The sequence below is a fragment of the Streptomyces sp. SM10 genome (assembly GCF_002910915.1).
Taxonomy (GTDB): Bacteria; Actinomycetota; Actinomycetes; order Streptomycetales; family Streptomycetaceae; genus Streptomyces.
The window spans coordinates 86,554-108,901 of sequence record NZ_NEUF01000121.1 but is presented as its reverse complement, the minus strand read 5'-3'; the positions used below and the strand labels follow the sequence as shown (position 1 = coordinate 108,901).

The 22,348-nt window shown below is 69.2% G+C and carries 20 protein-coding genes and 2 pseudogenes; 15 read left to right on the top strand and 7 right to left on the bottom strand.

Annotation, left to right across the window (positions count from 1 at the left end; all coding sequences use genetic code 11):
* The first annotated feature begins 508 nt into the window (after positions 1-508).
* A complete protein-coding gene (locus B9S57_RS19195; protein WP_103516784.1) occupies positions 509-2,338 on the top strand; it encodes an ABC transporter ATP-binding protein in 1,830 nt (609 codons plus the stop codon).
* 33 nt (positions 2,339-2,371) lie between these two features.
* Here B9S57_RS19195 and B9S57_RS36440 read toward each other — a convergent pair.
* A pseudogene (locus tag B9S57_RS36440) lies at positions 2,372-2,787 on the bottom strand (alpha/beta hydrolase); the annotation flags it as partial.
* Positions 2,788-2,948: 161 nt separating this feature from the next.
* On the opposite strand from B9S57_RS36440, the gene gndA reads away from it, so the two are divergent.
* From gndA to B9S57_RS19170, 4 genes are all read left to right on the top strand, one after another.
* Positions 2,949-4,388 (top strand): NADP-dependent phosphogluconate dehydrogenase, encoded by a 1,440-nt coding sequence (gene gndA / locus B9S57_RS19185; protein ID WP_103516783.1) that lies wholly within the window; start codon positions 2,949-2,951, stop codon positions 4,386-4,388.
* A gap of 118 nt (positions 4,389-4,506) precedes the next feature.
* Positions 4,507-5,574: a Dyp-type peroxidase gene (locus tag B9S57_RS19180; protein WP_103516782.1), complete on the top strand. Its 1,068-nt coding sequence runs from the start codon at positions 4,507-4,509 to the stop codon at positions 5,572-5,574.
* Positions 5,574-6,371 carry a family 1 encapsulin nanocompartment shell protein gene (locus B9S57_RS19175; protein ID WP_103516781.1) on the top strand — a complete coding sequence of 266 codons (798 nt, stop codon included), beginning with the start codon at positions 5,574-5,576 and terminating at the stop codon, positions 6,369-6,371. The genes B9S57_RS19180 and B9S57_RS19175 overlap by 1 nt, the downstream gene beginning before the upstream one ends.
* 125 nt (positions 6,372-6,496) lie before the next feature.
* Complete coding sequence (locus B9S57_RS19170) at positions 6,497-7,783, top strand: diaminopimelate decarboxylase (protein ID WP_103516780.1); 1,287 nt, start codon at positions 6,497-6,499, stop codon at positions 7,781-7,783.
* Positions 7,784-8,182: 399 nt separating this feature from the next.
* Here the strand turns inward: B9S57_RS19170 and panD are convergent, their stop codons facing one another.
* The 3 genes from panD to B9S57_RS19150 form a co-directional block, all read right to left on the bottom strand.
* Positions 8,183-8,608, bottom strand: coding sequence for an aspartate 1-decarboxylase (panD, locus tag B9S57_RS19160; RefSeq protein WP_103516778.1), 426 nt, complete (start codon positions 8,606-8,608; stop codon positions 8,183-8,185).
* A gap of 263 nt (positions 8,609-8,871) precedes the next feature.
* Positions 8,872-9,111 (bottom strand): integrase core domain-containing protein, encoded by a 240-nt coding sequence (locus B9S57_RS19155; RefSeq protein WP_103516777.1) that lies wholly within the window; start codon positions 9,109-9,111, stop codon positions 8,872-8,874.
* A gap of 211 nt (positions 9,112-9,322) precedes the next feature.
* Positions 9,323-9,613: a transposase gene (locus tag B9S57_RS19150; protein ID WP_103516776.1), complete on the bottom strand. Its 291-nt coding sequence runs from the start codon at positions 9,611-9,613 to the stop codon at positions 9,323-9,325.
* A 52-nt stretch (positions 9,614-9,665) separates the two neighbouring features.
* On the opposite strand from B9S57_RS19150, the pseudogene B9S57_RS19145 reads away from it, so the two are divergent.
* A pseudogene (locus B9S57_RS19145) lies at positions 9,666-9,812 on the top strand (PEP-utilizing protein); the annotation flags it as partial.
* Between the two features lie 207 nt (positions 9,813-10,019).
* On the opposite strand, the gene B9S57_RS19140 reads toward B9S57_RS19145, so the two are convergent.
* On the bottom strand, positions 10,020-10,898 hold the full coding sequence (locus tag B9S57_RS19140; RefSeq protein WP_103516775.1) for a helix-turn-helix transcriptional regulator: 879 nt from the start codon (positions 10,896-10,898) through the stop codon (positions 10,020-10,022).
* A gap of 1,214 nt (positions 10,899-12,112) precedes the next feature.
* The gene (locus B9S57_RS19135) at positions 12,113-12,886 is read right to left on the bottom strand and encodes a DUF6008 family protein (protein WP_219818570.1); all 774 of its coding nucleotides are present in this window, start codon (positions 12,884-12,886) and stop codon (positions 12,113-12,115) included.
* A gap of 497 nt (positions 12,887-13,383) precedes the next feature.
* Here B9S57_RS19135 and B9S57_RS19130 point away from each other — a divergent pair, with 497 nt between their 5' ends.
* The 9 genes from B9S57_RS19130 to B9S57_RS19090 all read left to right on the top strand — a co-directional run bounded on the left by B9S57_RS19130 (position 13,384) and on the right by B9S57_RS19090 (position 21,697).
* Positions 13,384-14,208: a p-hydroxycinnamoyl CoA hydratase/lyase gene (locus B9S57_RS19130; RefSeq protein WP_103516774.1), complete on the top strand. Its 825-nt coding sequence runs from the start codon at positions 13,384-13,386 to the stop codon at positions 14,206-14,208.
* Positions 14,205-15,755 carry an AMP-binding protein gene (locus B9S57_RS19125; RefSeq protein WP_103516773.1) on the top strand — a complete coding sequence of 517 codons (1,551 nt, stop codon included), beginning with the start codon at positions 14,205-14,207 and terminating at the stop codon, positions 15,753-15,755. Before B9S57_RS19130 ends, B9S57_RS19125 begins: the two co-directional genes overlap by 4 nt.
* A 35-nt stretch (positions 15,756-15,790) precedes the next feature.
* Positions 15,791-16,489, top strand: a complete 699-nt coding sequence (locus B9S57_RS19120) for a DUF899 domain-containing protein (protein ID WP_103516772.1) — start codon at positions 15,791-15,793, stop codon at positions 16,487-16,489.
* A 140-nt stretch (positions 16,490-16,629) separates the two neighbouring features.
* Positions 16,630-17,367, top strand: a complete 738-nt coding sequence (locus B9S57_RS19115; RefSeq protein WP_103516771.1) for an SDR family NAD(P)-dependent oxidoreductase — start codon at positions 16,630-16,632, stop codon at positions 17,365-17,367.
* 279 nt (positions 17,368-17,646) lie between these two features.
* Positions 17,647-18,594, top strand: coding sequence for an alpha/beta fold hydrolase (locus B9S57_RS19110; RefSeq protein ID WP_103516770.1), 948 nt, complete (start codon positions 17,647-17,649; stop codon positions 18,592-18,594).
* Positions 18,595-18,627: 33 nt separating this feature from the next.
* A complete protein-coding gene (locus B9S57_RS19105; RefSeq protein ID WP_103516769.1) occupies positions 18,628-19,812 on the top strand; it encodes an acyl-CoA dehydrogenase family protein in 1,185 nt (394 codons plus the stop codon).
* A gap of 57 nt (positions 19,813-19,869) precedes the next feature.
* A complete protein-coding gene (locus tag B9S57_RS19100; protein WP_103516768.1) occupies positions 19,870-20,586 on the top strand; it encodes an NADPH-dependent F420 reductase in 717 nt (238 codons plus the stop codon).
* A gap of 95 nt (positions 20,587-20,681) precedes the next feature.
* A complete protein-coding gene (locus tag B9S57_RS19095) occupies positions 20,682-21,089 on the top strand; it encodes a GFA family protein (RefSeq protein ID WP_103516767.1) in 408 nt (135 codons plus the stop codon).
* Positions 21,090-21,193: 104 nt separating this feature from the next.
* Positions 21,194-21,697 carry a pyridoxamine 5'-phosphate oxidase family protein gene (locus tag B9S57_RS19090; RefSeq protein ID WP_103516766.1) on the top strand — a complete coding sequence of 168 codons (504 nt, stop codon included), beginning with the start codon at positions 21,194-21,196 and terminating at the stop codon, positions 21,695-21,697.
* 190 nt (positions 21,698-21,887) lie between these two features.
* Here the strand turns inward: B9S57_RS19090 and B9S57_RS19085 are convergent, their stop codons facing one another.
* Positions 21,888-22,229 (bottom strand): VOC family protein, encoded by a 342-nt coding sequence (locus B9S57_RS19085; protein ID WP_096627468.1) that lies wholly within the window; start codon positions 22,227-22,229, stop codon positions 21,888-21,890.
* Positions 22,230-22,348 lie beyond the last annotated feature (119 nt).

The following is a 22,348-nucleotide window of genomic DNA, read 5'->3' as shown; positions in this document are numbered from 1 at the left end:
TCCGATGGTCCGGGACGCACCGCACGGGGTGGGGCTCGGCGCCGGCGCAGGCAGTTTCCGGACGTACTTCCGGCGCCGGCGGGAGAGCGGGCCGCGCGACTCGGCGGAGACGCGTGGAGCTGCCCCTGGGGGCTGTCGCCCAGGGTGGAGTGCGTCCGACCACCGTTGCGGCTGCCCCCGCACCGCCACCTCGACGGCCGAGGGCACACTCGCGGAGGGCACTTCCCCGCGCAGAGAAGACGTCAGCCCCCACGCCGGTGAACACCTGTCGCGCCCGTGGTACGGGCGGGCGCGGGCGGACCGGCCGAAACGCGCCGCCGTGCTGCCCGCGCCCCTGAAAACGCTTGGACGCCGACCTGACGGTCACGGAAGACTCCTGTCACCCGGACCCCCTGCCACGGAGGCGCACCGGCGCTCTTGCACGGGTCGGTGCTGCGCCTCGCGAGGCGGAGACCTGCCACGAAGGCGCAGGGCGGTGCAACTGCCCACGAAACGACATGAGGTCGGCATGGGATCGCAGCAGCCTCAAGGAACCGGGCCGGGCAAGGGCCCGGTCCGACTCGCACTCCGTCACTACCTGCGGGAGATCAACCGCCAGCGCAGACTGTCCGTTCCGGCGCTCCTGCTCCCGGCACTGGGCAACATCGGGATCACGTACGTCGCCCCGCTGGTCGTCGCCAAGCTCGTCGGCCGCATCGCCGAGGACGGGACCTTGGGCATCCGCGAGGCGCTCCCCTACGTCGGTGTGTTCGCCGGAGCGCTGCTCCTGGCGGAGACGATGTGGCGCCTGGGCGTGCACTGCCTCAACCGCGTCGACGCCCGGGGGATCGAGCATCTCTACTCCGTCGGCATGGACGAACTGTTCGCCAAGGACGCCGCGTTCTTCCAGGACAACTTCGCCGGGTCCCTGACCAAGCGGGTGCTGAGCTTCGCGACACGGTTCGAGGAGTTCATCGACACCCTCACGTTCAACGTCGTGGGGAGCCTGGCGCCGTTGCTGTTCGGCACGGTGATCCTCTGGAGTTACGACCCCCTGCTGGTGGCCGGCCTCCTGACGATGATCACGGTGACGGCGCTGTGCGCGGCACCGCTCATCCGGCGTCGGCAGAAGCTGGTCAACAGCCGTGAGGAGGCGATCGCCAGGGTGTCGGGCCACGTCTCGGACGCGCTGACGAACATGGACACCGTGCGCGCGTTCGCCGCCGAGGAACGCGAGGCCGCCGAACACCGGTCGCGGGTCGCGGAGTCCCGGAGGCTCACGCTGCGCTCGTGGGACTACGGCAACCTCCGCATCGACACCCTGGTCGCACCGATGTCCGTGCTGACCAACGGTCTCGGTCTGCTCCTCGCCATCGGGATCGGTGCGGGCGTCGGCAGCGTGGAGGCGATCGTGGTCGCGTTCACGTACTACACCGGCTCGACCCGCATCATGTTCGAGTTCAACCAGATCTACCGTCGCCTGGAGAGCTCGATGACCGAGGCGGCCCAGTTCACCGAGCTGCTCCTGGTCCCGCCCACCGTGCTCGACCCCGCGGCACCCGAGCCGCTGGCCCAGCACTCCGCGGACGTACGCTTCGAGCGCGTCACCTTCGCCCACGACGGCGGCGACCCGATCTTCCGGGGACTCGACCTGGACGTACCGAGCGGCGCGAGGATCGGCCTCGTCGGTCGGTCCGGAGGCGGCAAGACCACCCTGACCCGGCTGCTGCTGCGGATGGCCGACGTCCGGTCGGGCCGCATCATGATCGGGGGTCAGGACATCAGCCGGCTCCGCCAGTCCGACCTGCGGAGCCTGATCGCGTACGTCCCGCAGGAACCGGCGATGTTCCACCGCACGCTGCGTGAGAACATCCTCTTCGCCCGTCCGGACGCCACCGACGCGGAGATCCGCGCCGCAGCCGACGCGGCCCACGTCACGGAGTTCGCCGACCAGCTTCCGGCGGGATTCGACACGATGGTCGGGGAGCGCGGCGTCAAGCTCTCCGGCGGGCAGCGCCAGCGGGTCGCCCTCGCCCGGGCGATCCTGCGCGACGCACCGATCCTGTTGCTGGACGAGGCGACCAGCGCGCTGGACTCCGAGAGCGAGACCCTCGTCCAGCAGGCCCTGTGGCAGCTGATGGAGGGCAGGACCGCGCTGGTCGTCGCGCACCGCCTGAGCACGGTCGCGGCGATGGACCACCTGATCGTGCTCGACCACGGCAGCATCGTCGAACAGGGCACGCACCACGAACTGCTGCTCACCGAGGGCGCCTACGCCAAGCTCTGGCACCACCAGTCCGGTGGCTTCCTCGTCGACACCGTCAACGGCGAGCCCGCCGCGGCGGAGCGGACGGGGTGACCGGGGCCCCCTGCCCTGCGTCCCCGGCCCCGGTCACCGTGCGCGCCCTCGTACCGGCCCCGGCCGTGCCGGGGTGCGCTCACGACGGGAGGGCGGGACACCTGGTGCCACGGGCCGGCACGTCCAGATCGGTCAGGTATCCGTCGACGGCCCGCTCCATGCAGGGGGCCCTGGGCGACGCTGCCGTGGCCCTGGCCCTCGTAGGTGACGAGCACTCCGCTGCGGCCGAACTGCCGGGCCACCGAGACCGCCCACGGATGACCGGGGGCGGGGTCGGGGAGCGCGTTGGACAGCAGAACCGGTGGAGCGTCCCGGGCCTCCAGCCGGTGCTGCGGGTTGGCCGTCGGCGTTCACTCCTGGTAGTCGCGTACCGGCAGGTGCCGGTCCGCGCGGAAGACGGGAACCGCCGGCGGGAGCGGCGAGGCCGAGGTGGGCGAGGCCGGCGACGGTGCCCGCCCACCGCCGACGCCACCGCAGGGAAGTTCGGCGACACCCTGGAAGGCTCCCGGCACACGACCGGCCCCGCACCGTAGGCTCGGGAGCCCGTTCTCCAGCAGGGCGGTCGGCCGGACTCCCGCACACGACGAAACCGGAAGCAGGCAGGGTCACAATGAGCAGCACAGCGCAGATCGGTGTCACAGGGCTCGCCGTCATGGGCCGCAACCTTGCCCGGAACTTCGCACGCAACGGATACACCGTCGCCCTGCACAACCGGACGGCCGCCCGTACCCACGAGCTCGTCGAAGAGTTCGGCGACGAAGGTGACTTCATCGCGACCGAGAGCGCCGAGGACTTCGTGGCGGCCCTGGAGAGGCCCCGGCGCCTGGTCGTCATGGTCAAGGCCGGGGACGCCACGGACGCGGTGATCGCGGAGTTCGCTCCGCTCCTGGAGTCCGGCGACATGATCATCGACGGCGGCAACGCGCACTTCGCGGACACGCGGCGCCGCGAGCACGAGCTGCGCGAGCAGGGCATCCACTTCGTCGGCACCGGCGTCTCCGGCGGCGAGGAAGGCGCGCTGAACGGACCGAGCATCATGCCGGGCGGCAGCACGGAGTCCTACAGCTCGCTCGGGCCGATGCTGGAGAAGATCTCCGCGAAGGCCAAGGACGGCGCCCCGTGCGTCACCCACATCGGCCCGGACGGTGCCGGGCACTTCGTGAAGATGGTGCACAACGGAGTCGAGTACGCGGACATGCAGCTCATCGCCGAGGCGTACCAGCTGCTCCGCGACGTGGCCGGGTACTCCGCCGCGCAGATCGCGGACGTCTTCCGCACCTGGAACACGGGGCGCCTGGACTCCTACCTCATCGAGATCACCGCGGAGGTGCTCTCCCAGGTCGACGCGGCGACCGGCAAGCCTTTCGTGGACGTCGTGCTCGACCAGGCGGAGCAGAAGGGCACCGGCCGCTGGACCGTGCAGATCGCGCTCGATCTGGGCGTTCCCGTCTCCGGTATCGCCGAGGCCGTCTTCGCCCGCTCCGTCTCCGGCCACGCCGACCTCCGCAAGGCCTCACGCCACCTCGCCGGACCGACCGCCCGCGCACTCGGCACGGACGAGGCGGCGGCCTTCGCCGACCAGGTCGAACAGGCCCTCTACGCCTCCAAGATCGTCTCCTACACCCAGGGCTTCCACGAGATCACGGCCGGCAGCGAGGAGTACGACTGGGACATCGACCTCGGCAGGATCGCCTCGATCTGGCGCGGCGGATGCATCATCCGGGCCGCGTTCCTCGACAGGATCACCAGCGCCTACGAGGCACAGCCCCAGCTGCCGAGCCTGCTGGCCGACAAGAGCTTCGCCGAGGAGATCGCCGCTGCCCAGGACGACTGGCGCGCGGTCATCGCCACCGCCGTCGCCCAGGGAGTCCCCACCCCCGCCTTCGCCGCCACCCTCGCCTACTACGACTCCCTGCGCGCCGAACGCCTCCCCGCCGCCCTCACCCAGGGACAGCGCGACTACTTCGGCGCACACACCTACAAGCGCACCGACCGCGACGGCACCTTCCACACCCTCTGGGGCGGCGACAGGACCGAGGTCGGGAGCTGACCCGAGGATGACCTGACGGGCCCGGCCCGTCGCCCGGCCGGGCCGGTCCGGGGTGCGGCCGGGCGCGTGGTGTGGATAAGTGGCAGGGAGCCACGTCCACCACCCACGGAGTGCGCGCATGTCCGAGGCCGTACCGGATCCCGTTGTGGTCCAGCCCGTCGTAGCACCGCTGACCAGCGCCGCGGTGGTGCTGGTCGCGACGATCGAACCGGGCGGTGAGCCGGCCGTACGGGACGTGCTGCCCGATCTCGCGGCGTTCGCGCGCTCGATCGGCTTCCGGGTGCCGAGCGCCGGGCTCGCATGCGTCACGGGCTTCGGCTCGGACGCCTGGGACCGGCTGTTCGCAGGTCCCAGGCCGGCCCGGCTCCACCCGTTCCAGGAGCTGCGGGGCCACGTCCACCGGGCTCCGGCCACACCGGGCGACCTGCTGTTCCATGTCCGCGCCGAGCAGATGGACGTCTGCTACGAGTGGGCCTCCCAGTTGCTGGGACGGCTCGGCGGCGCGGTGAAGGTCGTCGACGAGGTCCACGGCTTCCGTTACTTCGACCACCGGGACCTGCTCGGCTTCGTCGACGGTACGGAGAACCCGGTGGGCGAGGAGGCGAGGACCGCGGCCCTGATCGGCCGGGAGGACCCCGCCTTCGAGGGCGGCAGTTACGTCGTCGTGCAGAAGTACCTCCACGACCTGGCCGGATGGAACGAGCTGAGCACCGAGCAGCAGGAACGGATCATCGGCCGAACGAAGTTCAGCGACATGGAGCTCCCAGACGACGTCAAGCCGGCGGATTCGCATGTCGCTCTGAACACCATCACCGAGGACGACGGCACCGAACGCGACATCCTGCGCGCCAACATGCCGTTCGGCAGCTTCGAACAGGGCGACTTCGGGACGTACTTCATCGGATACGCGGCCGACCCCGGGGTCACCGAGCAGATGCTCCGGAACATGTTCCTGGGCAGCCCGCCAGGCGTCCATGACCGCATTCTCGACTTCTCCACGGCGGTCACCGGCACGCTCTTCCACGCTCCGACCGCGGACTTCCTCGACGACCCCCCACCGCCGCCCTCCCCCACCGCGGCCAAGGCCGTCCCGGAGCCTCAGCCCTCCGAGGCCGGGGCCTGCGGCCCGGCGGCGGTCCGCGACGGTTCGCTGCGCATCGGCAGCCTGCAAGAAAGCGCCCCGTGATGAACAATCTGCACCGCGAGCTCGCCCCCGTCACCGAATCCGCCTGGGAGCAGATCGAGGAGGAGGCCAGGCGCACCTTCAGCCGTCACGTGGCGGGCCGCCGCGTCGTCGACGTCAGCGCCCCCCAGGGACCGGGACTGTCCGCGATCGGCGACGGGCATCTGCGGGACATCGACCCGCCCACCCCGGATGTGATCGCCCGCGCCCGCACCGCGACGCCGGTCATCGAGTGGCGGGTGCCGTTCACGGTGAGCAGGGCGGCCGTCGACGACGTGGAACGCGGCTCCGAGGACAGCGACTGGCAGCCGGTCAAGGACGCGGCCCGCACCTGTGCGTTCGCCGAGGACATGGCCGTCATCGACGGCTACGCGGCGGCCGGGATCACCGGGCTGAGGGACGGCTCCTCGCACGCTCCGCTGCCCCTGCCCGCCGACGCACGGGACTATCCGGCCGCGGTGAGCCAGGCCCTGACGCGGCTGCGGCTCGCGGGGGTCGACGGACCGTACCGCCTGCTGCTCGGCGCCGACGCGTTCACCGAGGCGACCGAGACCTCCGACCACGGCTATCCGGTCGCCACCCACCTGGCCCGACAGCTCGACGAACCCATCCTGTGGGCGCCCGCCGTGACCGGCGGGGTCCTGCTGTCCACCCGCGGCGGCGACTTCGAGCTCTGCCTGGGCCAGGACCTGTCCATCGGCTATCTGGACCACGACGCGACGAGCATCCGGCTCTACTTCCACCAGGCGTTCACCTTCCGGATGCTGACCCCGGAGGCCGTGGTCCCGCTCATCGCCTGAAGGCGCCGAACTGCGAGGCTCCCATCAACGACACCCGCCGTACGTCACCGCCGGATTCCGCGGCCATCGAGGGCTCCGCCCTCGCCCCGCGCTCCGCCCGATTCGCCGAGGCCCTCCACCTCGCGGTGGCGGAGGGGCTGCTCGGCGAGCAGCGCCCCCTCGCGGGCTTCCTGGACGCCGACGGGATCCGCGACTCCGTCGACGCACTGCGGGACGCGTTCGCCGCCGCGCCGCACGTACGGGTGCTGCACACCTTCGCCGCGAAGGCCGCCTCGCTGATCCCGGTGCTACGACTGCTCGCCGACAGCGGCATGGGGTGCGAGGTCGCCAGTCCGGGCGAGCTGAGGCTCGCGGTCGAGGCCGGTTTCCCCCCGGCACGGATCGTCCTGGACTCCCCGGCCAAGACCCGCGACGAGCTGCGGCTGGCGCTGGCGCTCGGTGTCTCCGTGAACGCGGACAGTCTCGGGGAGCTCCGCCGTATCGAGGAGCTCCACTCCCCCGGCTCGCGGTCCGTCCTCGGACTGCGGGTGAATCCGCAGGTGGGAGGCGGTTCCATCGGGGCCATGAGCACGGCGACGGCCACCTCGAAGTTCGGGGTGGCCCTGCATGACCCCGGCGCCCGTGAGCAGGTCGTCGAGGCGTTCGCCCGGCGTTCCTGGCTGACCCGGCTGCACGCCCACGTCGGCTCCCAGGGCTGTCCGCTGGAGCTCATCGCCGCGGGCATCGCCGAGACGTACCGGCTCGCCGAAGAGATCAACGAGCGGGTGGGCACGCGCCGGGTCACCGGGATCGACATCGGGGGCGGACTGCCGGTCAACTTCACCGACGACGAGGCCCGCCCCGCCTTCGCGGAGTACGTGGCCGCGCTGCGCAGGGCGGCTCCCGGAATCTTCGACGGGCGGTACGACCTGGTCACCGAATTCGGCAGGTCCCTGCTCGCCAAGAACGGCTTCATCGCAGCCCGTGTCGAATACACGAAAGAGGCGGGCGGACGCCGTATCGCGCTGACCCACGCGGGGGCGCAGATCGCCACCCGCACCGTGTTCATGCCCGACGCCTGGCCGCTCCGGGTCGGCGCGTTCGACACGGAGGGCCGCCCCCGGACCGGGCCGCCGATGGTCCAGGACATCGCCGGGCCCTGCTGCTTCGCCGGGGACGTCGTGGCCCACGCCCGGGAACTGCCCGAACTGCGGGAGGGCGACTACGTGACCCTGTACGACACCGGGGCGTACTACTTCTCGACCCCGTGGGCCTACAACAGTCTGCCCCGGCCGGCCGTGTACGGCTTCGCCGGTAAGACCGGCGTCATGCGCTTCGCCCCGGTACGCGACGCGCAGTCGCTGGACTCGGTGGCGGAGGAGAGCGGACTGCGCCACGCGGACGCGCTGACCGGCCTCCGCTCGATGTCATGACCGCTCCGGCTCACCCCGCCGGCTGGGGCGAGGGCTCCGGTTCGGGCACGGGCTCCGGGTTCGGGCTCGGCGGCTGCGGAATCGGATCGGGCGCGGGGCCCGGCGGTACGGGGCCCGGCGGTACGGGCGGCGGGGCGGGCACCGGTGTCGGCGGCCCCGGCACAGGCGGGGGCGTCGGCGCGGGCGGTACGGGGTCGGGATTCGGATGCGTCATCTCGGTCCTCCAACTGCGACGAACGGGAGGGGCGGATCTCCCCTCCACCGTCTCCCCGTGCGGCTGCCCGCGCCTGCCGAGTCCATGCGTACGCACCGTGACACCTGTGGTGGGTGTGTCCCGACCGGCCGCGGAACGGCCCGGGATGCGGTCCGGACCTTTCTCGTGCAGAGTGCGCCGGTGGATCAGCCCGCCGCGGGCACGGCCTGCGGGCTGCGCTCGGTGCGGGTACCGGGCACGGGTGCCGACGCGTCGGTCCCCAGAGCCACGATGCGGTTCCCGGCGTCGACGTGCACGACACTCGGCACCAAGGTCCGCGCCTCGGCGTCGTCGACCTGGGCGTAGCTGATGAGGATGACCAGGTCACCAGGGTGGACCAGGTGGGCGGCGGCGCCGTTGATGCCGATGACGCCGGACCCACGCTCCCCCTCGATGACGTACGTCTCGAGGCGTGCGCCGTTGTCGATGTCCACGATGTGCACGAGCTCGCCGGGCAGCAGATCCGCGGCATCCATCAGGTCGGCATCGACCGTCACGGAGCCGACATAGTGCAGGTCGGCCTGGGTGACAGTGGCACGGTGGATCTTGGACTTGAATATCGTTCGTATCATTGAGGTACTCCTGGGCATAGGCTCCCTGCCTGCGTTCTTGCAGGTCAAGGGCTGTTTCCACACCCTACAACGAGTCGCAGGTTCAGGCAGCTGTCCCTAGGTATTTCAGGACTCATTCTGACCACTTGCTGACTTTCCTGACTCATCATCAGGCGATGCCGAGGGGCTGCATGCGCAGGTCCCGTTTCCACCGCGACGACCTCGCAAGCCTACGCAGTGCGCCCGCAGAGCCTGTCAATCCCCCTCGAACTGTGGAGTCCTTCCTATGCAGCCAGCCCCACGGTGAGGCCGGCCCAGTACTCGCGTTCGTAGTCGATCGGACTCTTGAAGCCGCACACGCTGTGTAGCCGACGAGTGTTGTAGAAATCGGTGATCCAGGTGGCGATCCTGATCCGGGCGTCGGCCCGGGTGGCGAAGGTGCGTCGGTGGACGTACTCGACCTTGAGGACGCTGTTGAACGCCTCGCTCACCGCATTGTCGAAGCACAATCCCACGCGCCCCATGGACAGGTGCCGCCAGACTCCTTGAAGATCTCCTTGATTTCCTCGGACAACTGCTGTCGTCGCAGCTCACGCCCGGTGGGCCTACGGCTCCGCCATTTGTAGAACCACGACTCGCTCACGCCCAGCGCACGGCAGGAAACGGTATGCGGAATGTTGTGCCCGGTCCTCTGGTCGCTGATCACCCCGGCCACGACAGCCGGGTCCGCGGCAGCTACTTCACCCACAGGACCATGCAGCGTTTGAGGACATCACGCTCCATGCCGAGCTCCTTGTTGTCCTTCCTCAGCTGCGTGTTCTCGGCCCGCAGCCGGGCGAGCTCCTCGGCCTCGCTCTCGCCCCGGCCGCTGCCGGCCCGCTTGGCCCGCGAGACCCAGCTCGCCAGCGTCGTCTCGTTGATCCCCAAGTCCTGCGCGACCTCGGGGACCGGCTTCCCGGTCTCCATCACGATCCGTACAGCCCCCTCACGAAACTCAGCCGCGAATACCCGACGCTTCTCCGCCATGACTCTCAACTTCCCCTGCAGTCACGGACTCCACGCTACGAGGGGAGACTCAGTGGTGGGGTCCGCGCGCGCCGCGGGCACCCCGGTGAGGGTGTTCGCGCTGGGGGCGGGCCTCGGCCACTACCTGGAGCAGCTGCCGACCTCGGACGGCTACATGATGTGCACAGCCGAACTCCAGCAGGTGATCCTCCGGTCGTAGCTCCGGCAGGACGAGCGCCCGGTACGGCGGTGGCCGCTGCGGCCAGCCCCCACCGGGAGCCGGCTACGCGTCCGGCGGGGTCCGTGCGGCGACAACCGGTCCGGCGAGGCCACCGCTTCCTCGCCGGACCGCTCGGCCGGGCCCCGGGCCGCCCGGCCGGCTCGCGTCCGTTGTGCCCGTTTCCCAGGGGCCGGGCGCAGGTTCCGCCTACGGTGAGCCCTCCTGCACGGCCGGCAGCCGGTGCGCTCCGGCCCGACCCCACGGATCCGCCTGCCAGTCGCCCGCGCAGGGAGCCCGACCGAACCCGCTGTCGGCGACCCCGGCCTCGCCGGACGGGGCGGCGTGCAGCGGCCGGTGGTACGGGCCGTCCAGTTCCGGCAGAGCCAGCAGGATCGGCAGGTCGAGCTGGGTGGCCGCCCGCAATTGCACATCGGCGTTGTACATGCGTCCTCCGCGGGCGCGGACCGCCCACCCAGAGCCGATCAGCCTCGGCAGGCGGACCTGCGGGCCAGGCGCGCCGTCGTGCAGCATCACGGCGGCCGCCCGGATGAACCACAGCCCGTCGGGGACGTTCAGGCGGTACAGGCGGCACTCGTCCAGAATGTCACAGGAGCGCGGGAGTCCCTCCATGATCGGGGTGCTGAACGCGCCCACATAGACCCGGACCGGGCCGACGTCTGCCGGGAAGTGCAGTCGTCCGGCCACAGTGGACAACCCGTGACGGGTCTGGGCGGTCGGCAGGGCGAGCGGTGGCATGCCGCCGCGAGCCAGGAACCGGTATCTGGTCGGCGCGAGGCCGACGCTGCGGGTGAAGCGGCTGGTGAATGTGCCCAGGCTGTTGTAGCCCACCCGGTGGGTGATGTCCGAGACGCTGGCCGCGGTCTCCAGCAGGTGCCGCTTGGCCATGAACAGTCTGATCGCGGCGAGGAACCGGCCCGGCGACGTCCCGGTCACCTCGTTGAACATCCGTGAATAGTGGAACTTGCTGTAAAAGGCAGTGTCCGCCAGTTGTCCCAGGGAGAGCGGGTCGGCGTGGTGATTCCACATGGCTCTTATGCTGCGCTCGATCGCTGCCTCTGCGGCCATCCATATCCCCCGGCTTTGGATGCTAATAATGCATTCGGATGTGCATGAAATCACCAATTGCCTGTCGGGAATTTCGGAATCCCGATCGGGTTTGTTCCGGTGAGCGGTCGCAGCGCACCTCGACCCACCGACGCGTTCATCACAGCGAGTTACCTTGCAGGTCGACGGCTTCGCTTTGGGGCGCCTGCTCGTTCTGCACCGGTCGCGCGGCGGCTCCCTCATGTGGCGGTACACCTTCCCGAACGTTACGAACCGGGCCTGCGCCGGGGCGGCCGAGTATGGCCGACGGATATCGTTTAACTGTTCGAAACCTTCCGCATCTTCAAAATTGCGGTTTGAGATGGATGTCGAGAGAAGATGGCCGAAAATCGCGTTTACAGTACCGCTTCCGATGGCGGTGTTCAGCGCGATGCGGAATAAATCTCCGGCCCCGAACGGGTTTCACCGGCTTCACCTGCTGGTGGAGCCGGGGGCCGTTCGCGGGTGTTCGAGAGCGGCCCGGCAGAACCGGGACGCGTCCACGCGCTCCCGGCTCCGATCACCACCGCATCGTCGTGGCCGTGATGAGGTGGTTCCTCAAGTCTGGATTTCTGAGCGAAGTTGGGGGCCGGAGCTCTTGTCGGCACCGGAACGTCACGGTGCGGTGGCCTGTCTCCGCCGCTGTTCGACACAGCCACGTCGGCGCTCCGCCCGACGTCGTACGCGTCGGCCGGCGGTTCTCGTGGTCCCGCCGTCCGTCCACGACCCCCCTGCCCACGCTCATCGAGCACGGCTTCGTGGTGCTTGTGCACGGCTCTCGCGACGACGCCGAGAATGTGCAGCATAAAATCGCTGAAGTGCTCGAACCACCAGGGCCGCGGCGTTCACGGGCCAGGACCCGGATCGCGCCCATGAGTGAGCAATTCGCAGTGGCCACCGACGAGGTGACGGCGCCGGAGGCGCAGCGCACGAGGCGCCCGTGCGTTGAGGAGACATCCGAAGTCTCAACTCATCAACACGGGCGCCCTATCGGTTCCCCGTCATGCTCGTCGCACTCCACAGGGGCCACCACCGCCGGTGCAAGGGTTCCCGAAGTACGCACTCGACTCCAGGGGGCGGAGCCCCATCGAGGACGCGGCTACCCTGACCGGGGCGGATCGCACTGCGAAAGCTCGGCTTCGAACAGGCCCGGCCACACGCTCCGCGGGATGACCGGGCCCGGGAGCCACCGCCCGTCAGCGGCGCCCCAGAGGTTCGAGTGCGCTCGCGGAACCCTCCTCGGAGCCGGCCGGGGCAGCCGCGGTTTCCACGTTCCTCAGGAGACCGAAACTCTCCTTGACCGCCCGCTTCTCCTTCCAGAGATGATAGACGGCGATGCCGAGGACGACCGTGCCCACCGCGTTGGCCACAAAGTGCCACCACACCCGGTACGTCACCAGTGCCGGGCCTGGTTCGATGGCACCGAACCAGGTGGACAGGCCGATGGCCCGGCTCGCGCCCAGAGCCACGGAAGCCGTCAGCACGACGTGCTCGATGCCGTGGATGCCCTGCATCCAGACGCCCATCCTGGCCCACTTGCGTGCCTTCAGCTGCCCGGTGACCCGGCGCGTAATCTGCACGATGCCGACCAGTCCGGCAAGGAAGATGAAGTTGCCAACCAGGTGCAGGATCTCCATCCCGAGGGCGGGCTTGCCAGCGTCGACCTGGCCCATCCCACGGGCAAAGCTGTCAGCCCACGGAGTCATCCACGCCGGGGCGTAGGGATGGGCGATCCAGTAGCCCGCCTGTGTGACATGTTCCTGGAAGTGGCCGACCTGGCCCACCACGCCAACGCCCACAAGCCCTACGGCGAGTTTGTACAGCCACGGCTTCACCGCCTTCCGGTTCCCGACCGCGAGCACGGCGACGGCGGCCCACATCGCGACGGCCCAGCCGATGAAGAGAACACCGCCGACGGTGTCCACCGTCGAAACGGTGGGTGCCATCCCAGGCATGCCGGAGTGATCCATAGGAAGTTCCTCCCTGATTGTTTCTCGACTGTGCGGAAAGAGCACAGAAACAGCTGTCGGCATGCGGCAGCACCCTGAGGCAGCGACCGAAATCCGAGACCAGCGAGAAAGCACGTTCTGAGTTCCCCCGGCACGAGCAGAACCAGCACCCTCCCGCTGCTCACGATCTGGAACTGGCCCGCCTACGTGCCTCCCACGCAACAGACTGCCCCCAGCCCGCCGGGCTCGCCTCTTCCCAATTGCTCTCTTCAGTTCTCGGCAAGGCGCGCCGGGATCTCGCCGGTGGCAAGGCCATCCGCCCGCGTGCGACCCCGGAGAGGCACCTTGGCCGCCGGCACCGCCTCGGAGCGCCCCGCAGCGATTCACGGCAAAGCACATTGGGAGAAGTCGACCCGCTACAGAAAGTGTGATGCTCGAATCCGTGGCCGGAGCCACGGACGGTGGACTGGTGAATTGCTGTGCGCGTGCGCACTTCGTCTGGAGAAGAGGCCAAAAAAATGATCACGCTGGACACGGTGAACGTCGAGATCGACGGACCGAAGGCCACGATCTACCTGAACCGGCCGGGCAAGAAGAACGCGATGAATCCGCAGATGCACCTGGATATGAATGAGGCCCTGGACGCGATCGAGGCAGCCGGAACGGTAAAGGCGGTCGTCGTGACCGGCAGCGGTGACAGTTTCAGCTCCGGAATGGACCTCGAAGAGTGCTTCCTGCAGCCTTTCGATGACCCGCAGTTGTTCTACCGGACCAATCTGGTGGCGCTCAATTGGTTCAAGCGGCTGAAGGCCTTTCCCGCGGTGACCATCGCCAAGGTGAACGGGTACGCCTTCGGCGGTGGGTTCCTGGTCGCGGGGATCTGCGACCTGGCCATCACGACGGAGACCGCGAAGTTCGGACTCTCCGAAATCAACTTCGGCATCTTCCCGGCGGGTGGAGCCACCTGGGCGGCCACCCACAACCTGCCGCGCAAGCAAGCGCTGTACTACATCCTCACCGGGGACACTCTCACCGGGCGGCAGGCGGAGACGTACGGACTGGTGAACAAGGCCGTGCCGGCGGCTCAACTGGACGCGGAGACCGACCGGATCGTCGGACGGATCATCAACAAGAACCCGATCACCCTGGAACTGGCGAAGCAGGTCTATGAGCGCACCACGACCATGGACCTCCCGGCGTCGATCGACTACGACCAGGCGAAGCTCTGGGAGCTTTCCCGTCTCAGCGGCAACGAGTGGATCAACGTGGCGCTCAAGCAGTTCGAAAAGCGCGACTACCAGCCCGGCCTGAGCACGTACAGCCGGGTGGAAGCCGCGTCGTGATTTTCACCGGCCCACGTCCACGCGTCCACGTCCCCGAGACCACGTTCACCGCCTACATACTGCGACAGGCGGAGCAGTACCCGGACCGCCTGGCGACGGTCGACATCGACGGGGAGAACGGTCACACCTACGGCCAGCTCGCATCGGCGGTGCGCCGCGCAGCCACCGGGCTTCATGCCCGCGGCTTCGGCAAGGGCGACGTGCTGGCCATCCTCGCGCCGAACGTGCCCGCGTATCCGATCGCGTTTCACGCCGCCGCCCTGGCGGGCGGCACGGTGGTGGTGCTCAATCCCCTCGACACGGCGGACGAGCTCACCGCCCACCTGAACGACACCGGCGCGCGCCTGCTGGTGACCATGCCGTCCGAGGTGGTCAAGGCCGCGGCAGTGACCGCGCGAACGAAAGTCGAAGAGATCATCGTTTTCGGTGAGGCGGAGGGCGCCACGTCGTTCTCCGCGCTGCTCACCGACGGTGTGCCGCCCGAGCCGGCCGTCGACCCGGCGCACGACGTGGTGGCCGTGCTCCACTCCAGCGGTAGCACCGGCTACCCCAAGGGGGTGCTGCTGACCCATCGGAACATGATCGCCAACGTCCTCCAGACCAGTCTGGTCGCGCCCCTCGACGAGCACGAGACGGTGCTCGCCGTCCCGCCCTTTCACCACGCGTTCGGCCTGATCATGACGATGAACGCCAGTCTGCTCCAGGGCGCGACACTCGTGACGATGCCGCGCTTCGACCCCGAGGCCTACCTCAACGCGATCCAGGACCACCGCGTCACACGCCTCTACGTCGTGCCGACCATCGCCGTCCTCCTCGCGAAGAGCCCGCTGGCGGACCGGTACGACCTCTCCTCGCTCCGCTCGATCGTCTCCGGCGGCGCCGCGCTCGACCCCGGGACGGCCGAGCTCTGCCGGCGGCGCCTGGGCGTGAGCATCGGCCAGGGATACGGGCTCACCGAGGCACTGGTCTCGTTCATGCAGCTCGCCGACCCGGTGGCATCTGGGTCGGTCGGCCCCAACTCCCCCAACATCGAGTGCAAGATCGTCGACATCACCACCGGCAACGAACTCGGGCACAACCAGGACGGCGAGGTCCTCATCCGCGGCCCGCATGTGATGAAGGGCTACCTCAATGCCCCGGAGGCCACCGCCAAGGTGCTCGAACCGGACGGTTTCCTGCACACCGGCGACCTCGGCCATGTGGACGAGAACGGAGAGCTCTTCCTCGTCGACCGCATCAAGGAACTCATCAAGTACAAGGGCCAGCAGGTGTCCCCTGTCGAACTCGAAGCGGTCCTGATGTCGCACCCGAAGGTCACGGACGCGGCGGTGATCGGCGTGCCCGACGAGGAGGCCAGCGAGATCCCCAAGGGATTCGTGGTGACCGGCGAACCGGTCACGCCGAAGGAAATCATGGCCTTCGTCGCCGAACGGGTCGCCCCCTACAAGAAGATCCGGCGGATCGAGTTCATCGATCAGATCCCCCGCACGCCGGTCGGCAAGATCGAGCGCCGCAGTCTTCTGGCCCGCGAGCGGACCGGCCGGTAATCGCAACTCTGAAGCAGACCACCCAGGGAGAACCGATGAACCTTCCGAAGATAGTTTCCCGATCGGAGTGGCTGGAGGCCCGCAGGGCGCTCCTGGAGAAGGAGAAGGAGGTCACCAACGCCCGCGACATGATCGCCGCGGAGCGCCGGAAGCTGCCGATGGTCAAGGTGGAGAAGGAGTACCTCTTCGAAGGGCCGGACGGCACAGCGACGCTGCTCGACCTGTTCGAGGGCCGCCGCCAGCTCATCGTCCGGCACTTCATGTTCGGCCCGAACGATGACGAGGGCTGCATCGGCTGCTCCATGCAGACGGACAGCGTCGGCGAACTCGCCCACATGTGGGCCCGGGACACCAGCTTCACCCTGGTCTCCCGGGCGCCGCTGGCGAAGTTCGCACCCTTCAAGGCCCGGATGGGCTGGAAGTACCCCTGGTACTCGTCGTTCGGCACCGACTTCAACTACGACTTCGAGGCCGCCACCGAGATGGGCGAGTCGCCCGGGGTGAGCGCGTTCATCCGTGACGGCGACGACGTCTTCCACACCTACTCGGTCTTCGACCGGGGCGGGGACATCTTCAAGAACTTCTACAACTACCTGGACATCACCGCCCTGGGCCGGCAGGAGGACGAACTCGAGCACCCCTGGGACTGGTGGCGCTACAAGGACAGCTACGACAGCAAGGACGCAGCCATGCCCGGCAACAACTGGTGGAATGGGACACGCTTCAAGTCGTAGCTCGTCGACTACCCCCTTCCGGCGACAGCCGGGAGGGCCCGTGACTCCGGCTCCGGGACCTGCTGCCTCCCCGCGACAGGTCCCGGGTCCGGAGTTCTCGACCGTCCGCGACCGGACACGCCCATCACCTGGAGGACATCATGAGCGACCTGTCCGGCAAGACCACCATCGTCGTCGGCGCGAGCCGCGGCCTGGGCCACGGGATCGCCACGGCCTTCGCCGAGGCCGGTTCCCGAGTGGTCGCCGTCTCGCGCACCGCGGCGCCGATCGCCGATCCGGCCGGCAACACCGTTCCCGAACTCGCCGACGCCGGCGGCCCCACAGTGGCAGGCAGCCTCCTCGACCGATACCGGCCCGAGGCCGTCGTCCTGGCGGCCGGCGCGAGCCCGCACATGCGTCCGCTACAACACCAGACCTGGGAGACCTTCTCGGTCAACTGGCAGACCGATGTCAGAATCGCGTTCCACTGGCTGCGCGAGGCCCTGCTCACTCCGCTGCGGCCCGGCAGCAGGGTGATCGTGGTCAGCAGCGGTGCCGCGATAGCGGGTTCGCCGCTCTCCGGGGGCTACGCCGGCGCCAAGGCCACCCAGCGCTTCATCACCGGATACGCCCAGGACGAGGCGAAGCGCGCCGGACTGGACATCACGTTCTCCGCGGTGCTTCCCCGGATCACCCCGGTGACCGAGCTGGGCAGGTCGGCGGCCCGCGCGTACGCGGCTCGCGACGGCCGGTCCGAGGAGGAGTACCTGAAGCAGATGGGGCCGCTCCTCACCCCGGAGATCGCCGGCTCAGCGATGGTCGAGCTGGTTCGGACGGAGGCGGCCGCGGTCGCGCCCGGCTACCTCCTGACCGGGACCGGACTGAAGAAGCTGCCCTGACTCGGTTCCACGTCATGGGTACGGGGCAGGGCCGCTGATCGGCCCTGCCCCGTACGTCGTCGCGCCTCCCGGATACGGCAGGGCAGGGCAGGGAAACAGGCCTGCCGAGCCGTTGAGCACGCATGCCCCGAACCCGACGTCCGCCCACCCGGGAACGAGGGAGGGCACGTAGGAAGAGGCCGGGGGGATTCCCATCTTCGATGATGGCTGAGCAGCACCGAGCCCGTGGGCCGGTCCTTCGCACACCTGTTTCGGCCACGACGACGAGGAGTGGGAACAGTGACGACGAACAGCAGCAGTACGAGCACACCGGACACCGGCGGGGAAGCCCCGGGCGTCCCGACCGATGCCGAACTCGCGAGCTCCCTGGAGGGCGGCTTCAGCAGCGAATACGCCACCGTGAACGGTCTCCGCCTCCACTACGTCGCCGGCGGCGAGGGCACTCCGCTGGTCCTGCTGCCCGGCTGGCCGGAGACCTGGTGGGAATTCCGCAAGGTGATGCCCGCCCTCGCCGCGGCCGGCCGCAGGGTCATCGTGCTCGACCTCCCCGGCATGGGCGGCTCGGACAAGCCCGCCACCGGATACGACAAGAAGACGATGGCCGGGGTAGTCCATGGATTCGTCCGCGCCCTCGGCTACGACCAGGTGGACATCGCGGGCCACGACGTCGGCGCACAGGTCGCCTTCAGCTTCGCGGTCAACCACCCGGAGGCCACCCGCAGGGTCGCCCTGCTCGATGTGCTCCACCCGGACGCGTCGATGTACCAGATCCCCGTGCTGCCTGCCCCGGGCCTGCCCTTCTTCCCGTGGTGGTTCGCCTTCAACCAGGTCGTCGGCCTGCCCGAACAACTGCTGGCCGGACGCGCCCACTTCCTCATCGCCTGGGTCTTCGACAACTTCCTGCTGGACCCGGGCGCGGTGACCCCGGCGGACCGGGCCGTCTACACCCGGGCCTACGACACGGCGGACGGGATCCGCGGCGGCAACGGCTGGTACCAGACGTTCGGCCAGGACATCGCCGACCTCGGCACCTACGAGCAGGTGAGCGCGCCCATGCTCGGCCTGGTCTCCAACCTCGCCGACGGCATGTTCGCCAAGCAGATGGAGGCGACGCTGCCCACCCAGGGGAGCGACGTGCGGGTCGTGCTGGTGCCGGACGCGGGCCACTACTTCGTCGAGGAGGCGCCGCAGGCCGTCATCGACGCGTTCAACGCCTTCTTCGTCTGATCTCTGATCCCACAAGCCCGTTAAGGAGAAGTCATGTCAACTCCCGTCATCCCGACCCGGGAACAGCTGGTGCGGCAGGTGTCCGCGATCGCGCCCGTGCTGCGGGCCAACACCGCGTGGTCGGCGGAGAACCGCCGACTGCACTCTGACTCGGTAGACGCCCTGCGCGACGCGGGTGTCTTCCGGATGCGTATCCCGCTGCGCTACGGCGGGTACGAGAGCGACGCGCAGACCATGGTGGCGGTGGCCGAGGAGATAGCCAAGGCCGACGGGTCCGCCGCATGGGTGGTGGCCAGCTCCTGGGTCGCCGGCTGGAGCGTGGGTCTGTACCCGGACGAGGTCCAGGACGAGGTGTTCGCGGAGTCCGGCACAGGGCTCTGCGCCACCATCGGACCCGGGACCGCGACGGCCGTCCCCGTTCCCGGCGGCGTCCTGGTCAACGGCTCGTGGCCGTTCATCAGCGGCGCTCTCAGCAGCACCTGGCAGCAGGTCGCGGCGATATTCCTGGACCCGGACGGGCAGCCGTACCCGGTGATGGGCCCGGTCCCGGTGTCGGAGCTCGAGATCGTCGACGACTGGCACACCGGCGGCCTGCGCGGAACCGGGAGCGTCACCACGACCGCGAAGGACCTGTTCATCCCGCAGGAACGCATTCTGCCGGCGCCCATGGTGCTCGGTGGCCAGTCGGTCTCCAAGTTGAACGCCGACTCGCCGATGTACCGCGCTCCGCTGATCACGGTGGGGGCGGCGTCCACGGTCGGGGTCGCCGTCGGCATGGGCAAGGCGGTGCGGGACCTCTTCTTCGAGCGGCTCCCCGGCCGCAAGATCACCTACACCGAGTACCCGAGCCAGAGCGAGGCCCCGGTGACCCATCTGCGGGTCGCCGAAGCGGCGATGAAGCTCGACGAGGCGGAGTTCCACGCGACCCGGCTGGCCGCCCAGCTGGACGCCAAGTGCGCCTCGGCCGAGCCCTGGGAGATGTCGGATCGCGGCCGCAGCCGCGCGGACGAGGGCTCGGCCGTGCGGCTGACCCGGGAAGCGGTGGAGATCCTCGCCTCGTCCAGCGGCGGCTCCGCCGCCTACACCAAGGTGCCGGTGCAGCAGATAGCCAACGACCTCCAGACCTTCGGCCTGCACGCGATGATGAATCCGGATGTCAACGCCGAGACCTACGGCCGGATCCTCTGCGGCCTGGAGCCCAACACCTACTACATCTGACCGGTGCCGAGCCGTCCCCGGCACGAAAGAGTCCACCAAAAACCCTGAGGAGTCGTCATGTCCACCCTTGGAATCATCGGCAGCGGAGTCATGGGCACAGTGATCGCCCGGCTCGCCGTCGGGAACGGCATTCCGGTCGTGATGTCCAACTCCCGCGGCCCCGAGAGCCTCGCCGGCCTCGTCGCGGACCTGGGCCCGCTGGCCACGGCCGGTACCGTCGAACAGGCCTCACGAGCCGGTGACTTCGTCGTGATGGCCCTGCCGGTCACCGACTACCGGTCCGTCCCGGCGGCGCCGTTGCGGGGTCGGACCCTGCTGGACACCAGCAACTACTACCCGATCCGCGACGGCCGCATCGAAGAGCTGGACTCGGAGAAGCTGACCACCAGCGAACTGATCCAGCAGCACTTCGACGGGGTCCACCTGGTCAAGGCGTTCAGCGGCATCCTGGCCCACCACATCACCCAGCTCGCCCGTCCCTCTGGCCATCCGGAGCGCAGCGCCGTGGCCATCGCCGGCAACGACGCCTCCGTGAAGTCCGGAGCGTCGGCGCTGATCCACACGATCGGCTTCGACACCGTCGACGTGGGCTCGCTGGCGGACAGCTGGCGCATCGAACCGGAGACCTCCGCCTACACCTGGCTCTACATGGCCGACAAGAACACCGCCTTCGAGGACCGGACCGAAGCCCTCGGGGCTCCCCTGCCGGCCGCCGCGCTGCGGGCCGCACTGGAGAACGTCGAGAGGGTCCGGGTGGCGGAGCGCACCTTCTGACCCCTGCCCGACGCCCGGAGAGAACAGGGAAGCCCGCCGACGACGGCGGGCTTCCCGCAGCACAGCCGACGGACCGAGAGCCTGGGGACACCAAGATGAGCGAGATCGACCAGCAGCAGACCCGTACCGGCGGCTGCTTGTGCGGGAAGATCCGGTACAGCGCGAAGAGCCAGCCGTTCTATCCCCATGTGTGCAGCTGCTCGCATTGCAGGAAGCTCTCCGGCGGCCCGATGATGGCCTATGTGGGCCTCCCTCTGTCCGGCTTCGCCTGGGACGGTCCGGGCGGCGAGCCCACCTGGTACGCGACCTCGCCGGGCGCCGGGCGCGGGTTCTGCGGCGACTGCGGCTCCCGGGTGTGCGCGCTCGACGACGGCTCGGACGCCGTCTTCGTGACCATCATGAGCCTGGACGACGACGCTGTGTTCGTTCCGCGGAACCAGCACTTCCGCGACGACGCCGTGTCCTGGCTCCCGCAGGTACCGGAGCCCACAGCCGCCGTGTGACCGCGGCCCGCCCCCTTGTGGCCGGGCACGATGACAACAGCGGGCGTCCACGACGCCCAAGAGACAGGACCGAGAGTTCCGCCCGGCGAGAAGGAGCGGTGTCCATGAACTACGCCGAGATCCTGCACCTGATGGAAACTGACCCGGTGATCCGGACGCTGATCGAGGCACCGATCCCGATGCGGCTCGGTTACGTGGGGCTGGACGGCCACCCAAGGGCGGTGCCGGTCTCCTACATCTGGAACGGCAAGGCCTTCGTCTTCGCCACCCCGACCGGAGCGTACAAGGTCAAGGCTCTCACGGCGCACCCGCAGGTCGCCTTCACGGTCGACACCACCACCTACACACCGCTGATCATGAACGTACGCGGAACAGCCTCGGTCGAGATCCGGCAGGGGATCCCCCAGGAGCACATCGACGCGTCCCGCCGGAACATCGGCGACGAGGCGCGGATGGAGGAGTGGATGCGGGTGAAACGGGAGAGCACCAGCGAGATGGCCGTGATCACCATCGTCCCCACTCATGTCGTCGTGTGCGACTTCGTCACCCGCTTCCCGCCACCGCGGACTGTGGACTACGCCCACGCCTACGGCGCGGAGCAGGACTGAGGCCGGCCGGAAACCGAACGCCCCGGCGGCCTCCACCGCCGTCGGCACGAACCGGCGCCGCACGGCTCCGAGGGAAGCGCCGCCGTCTTCGCACGGACGCGGCGTGGGGAGCGGCGCACACGGGGCAGCCCCTCTTCCGGTCCGTGTCGGACCGGAAGAGGGGCTGCGAGAACACCCGGCCTCGGGCGTCCTACTTCCACTGGATGATCTGAAGGTAATTCCCGTCGGGGTCGGAGAAGGTACCGAACTTGCCCGGCTCCCGGTCGTCGACCGAGATCCACTCCGCGCCGGCCGCGCTCAGCTGGGCCTCCACCGCGTCGAAGTCGTCGACATGGAAGTTGACGATGGAGCGACCCGGCTGGTCGTTCTTCGCGTCGATGTCGTCGCGCTCGCAGACGACCAGGTGGAAGCCGCCCAGGTCGATCGGGCCTTCGCCGGTGAACCCCGGAGCCAGCGCCTTGATGTACCAGGCCCGCAGTTCCTCGGGACGAGTCGAGCCGACCAGCATGCTTCCGGGCTTCAGTGTCGCCATGTCGAATCTCCTTGATGTGTGATCCGAGGTCACGGCAGCGGCTGTCGCCACGCCACGCCTCTCGGTGCTGTGTGAAGTCGTCCGCCTCGGCGGCGCGCTCGACGCCCACCGCCCGATGG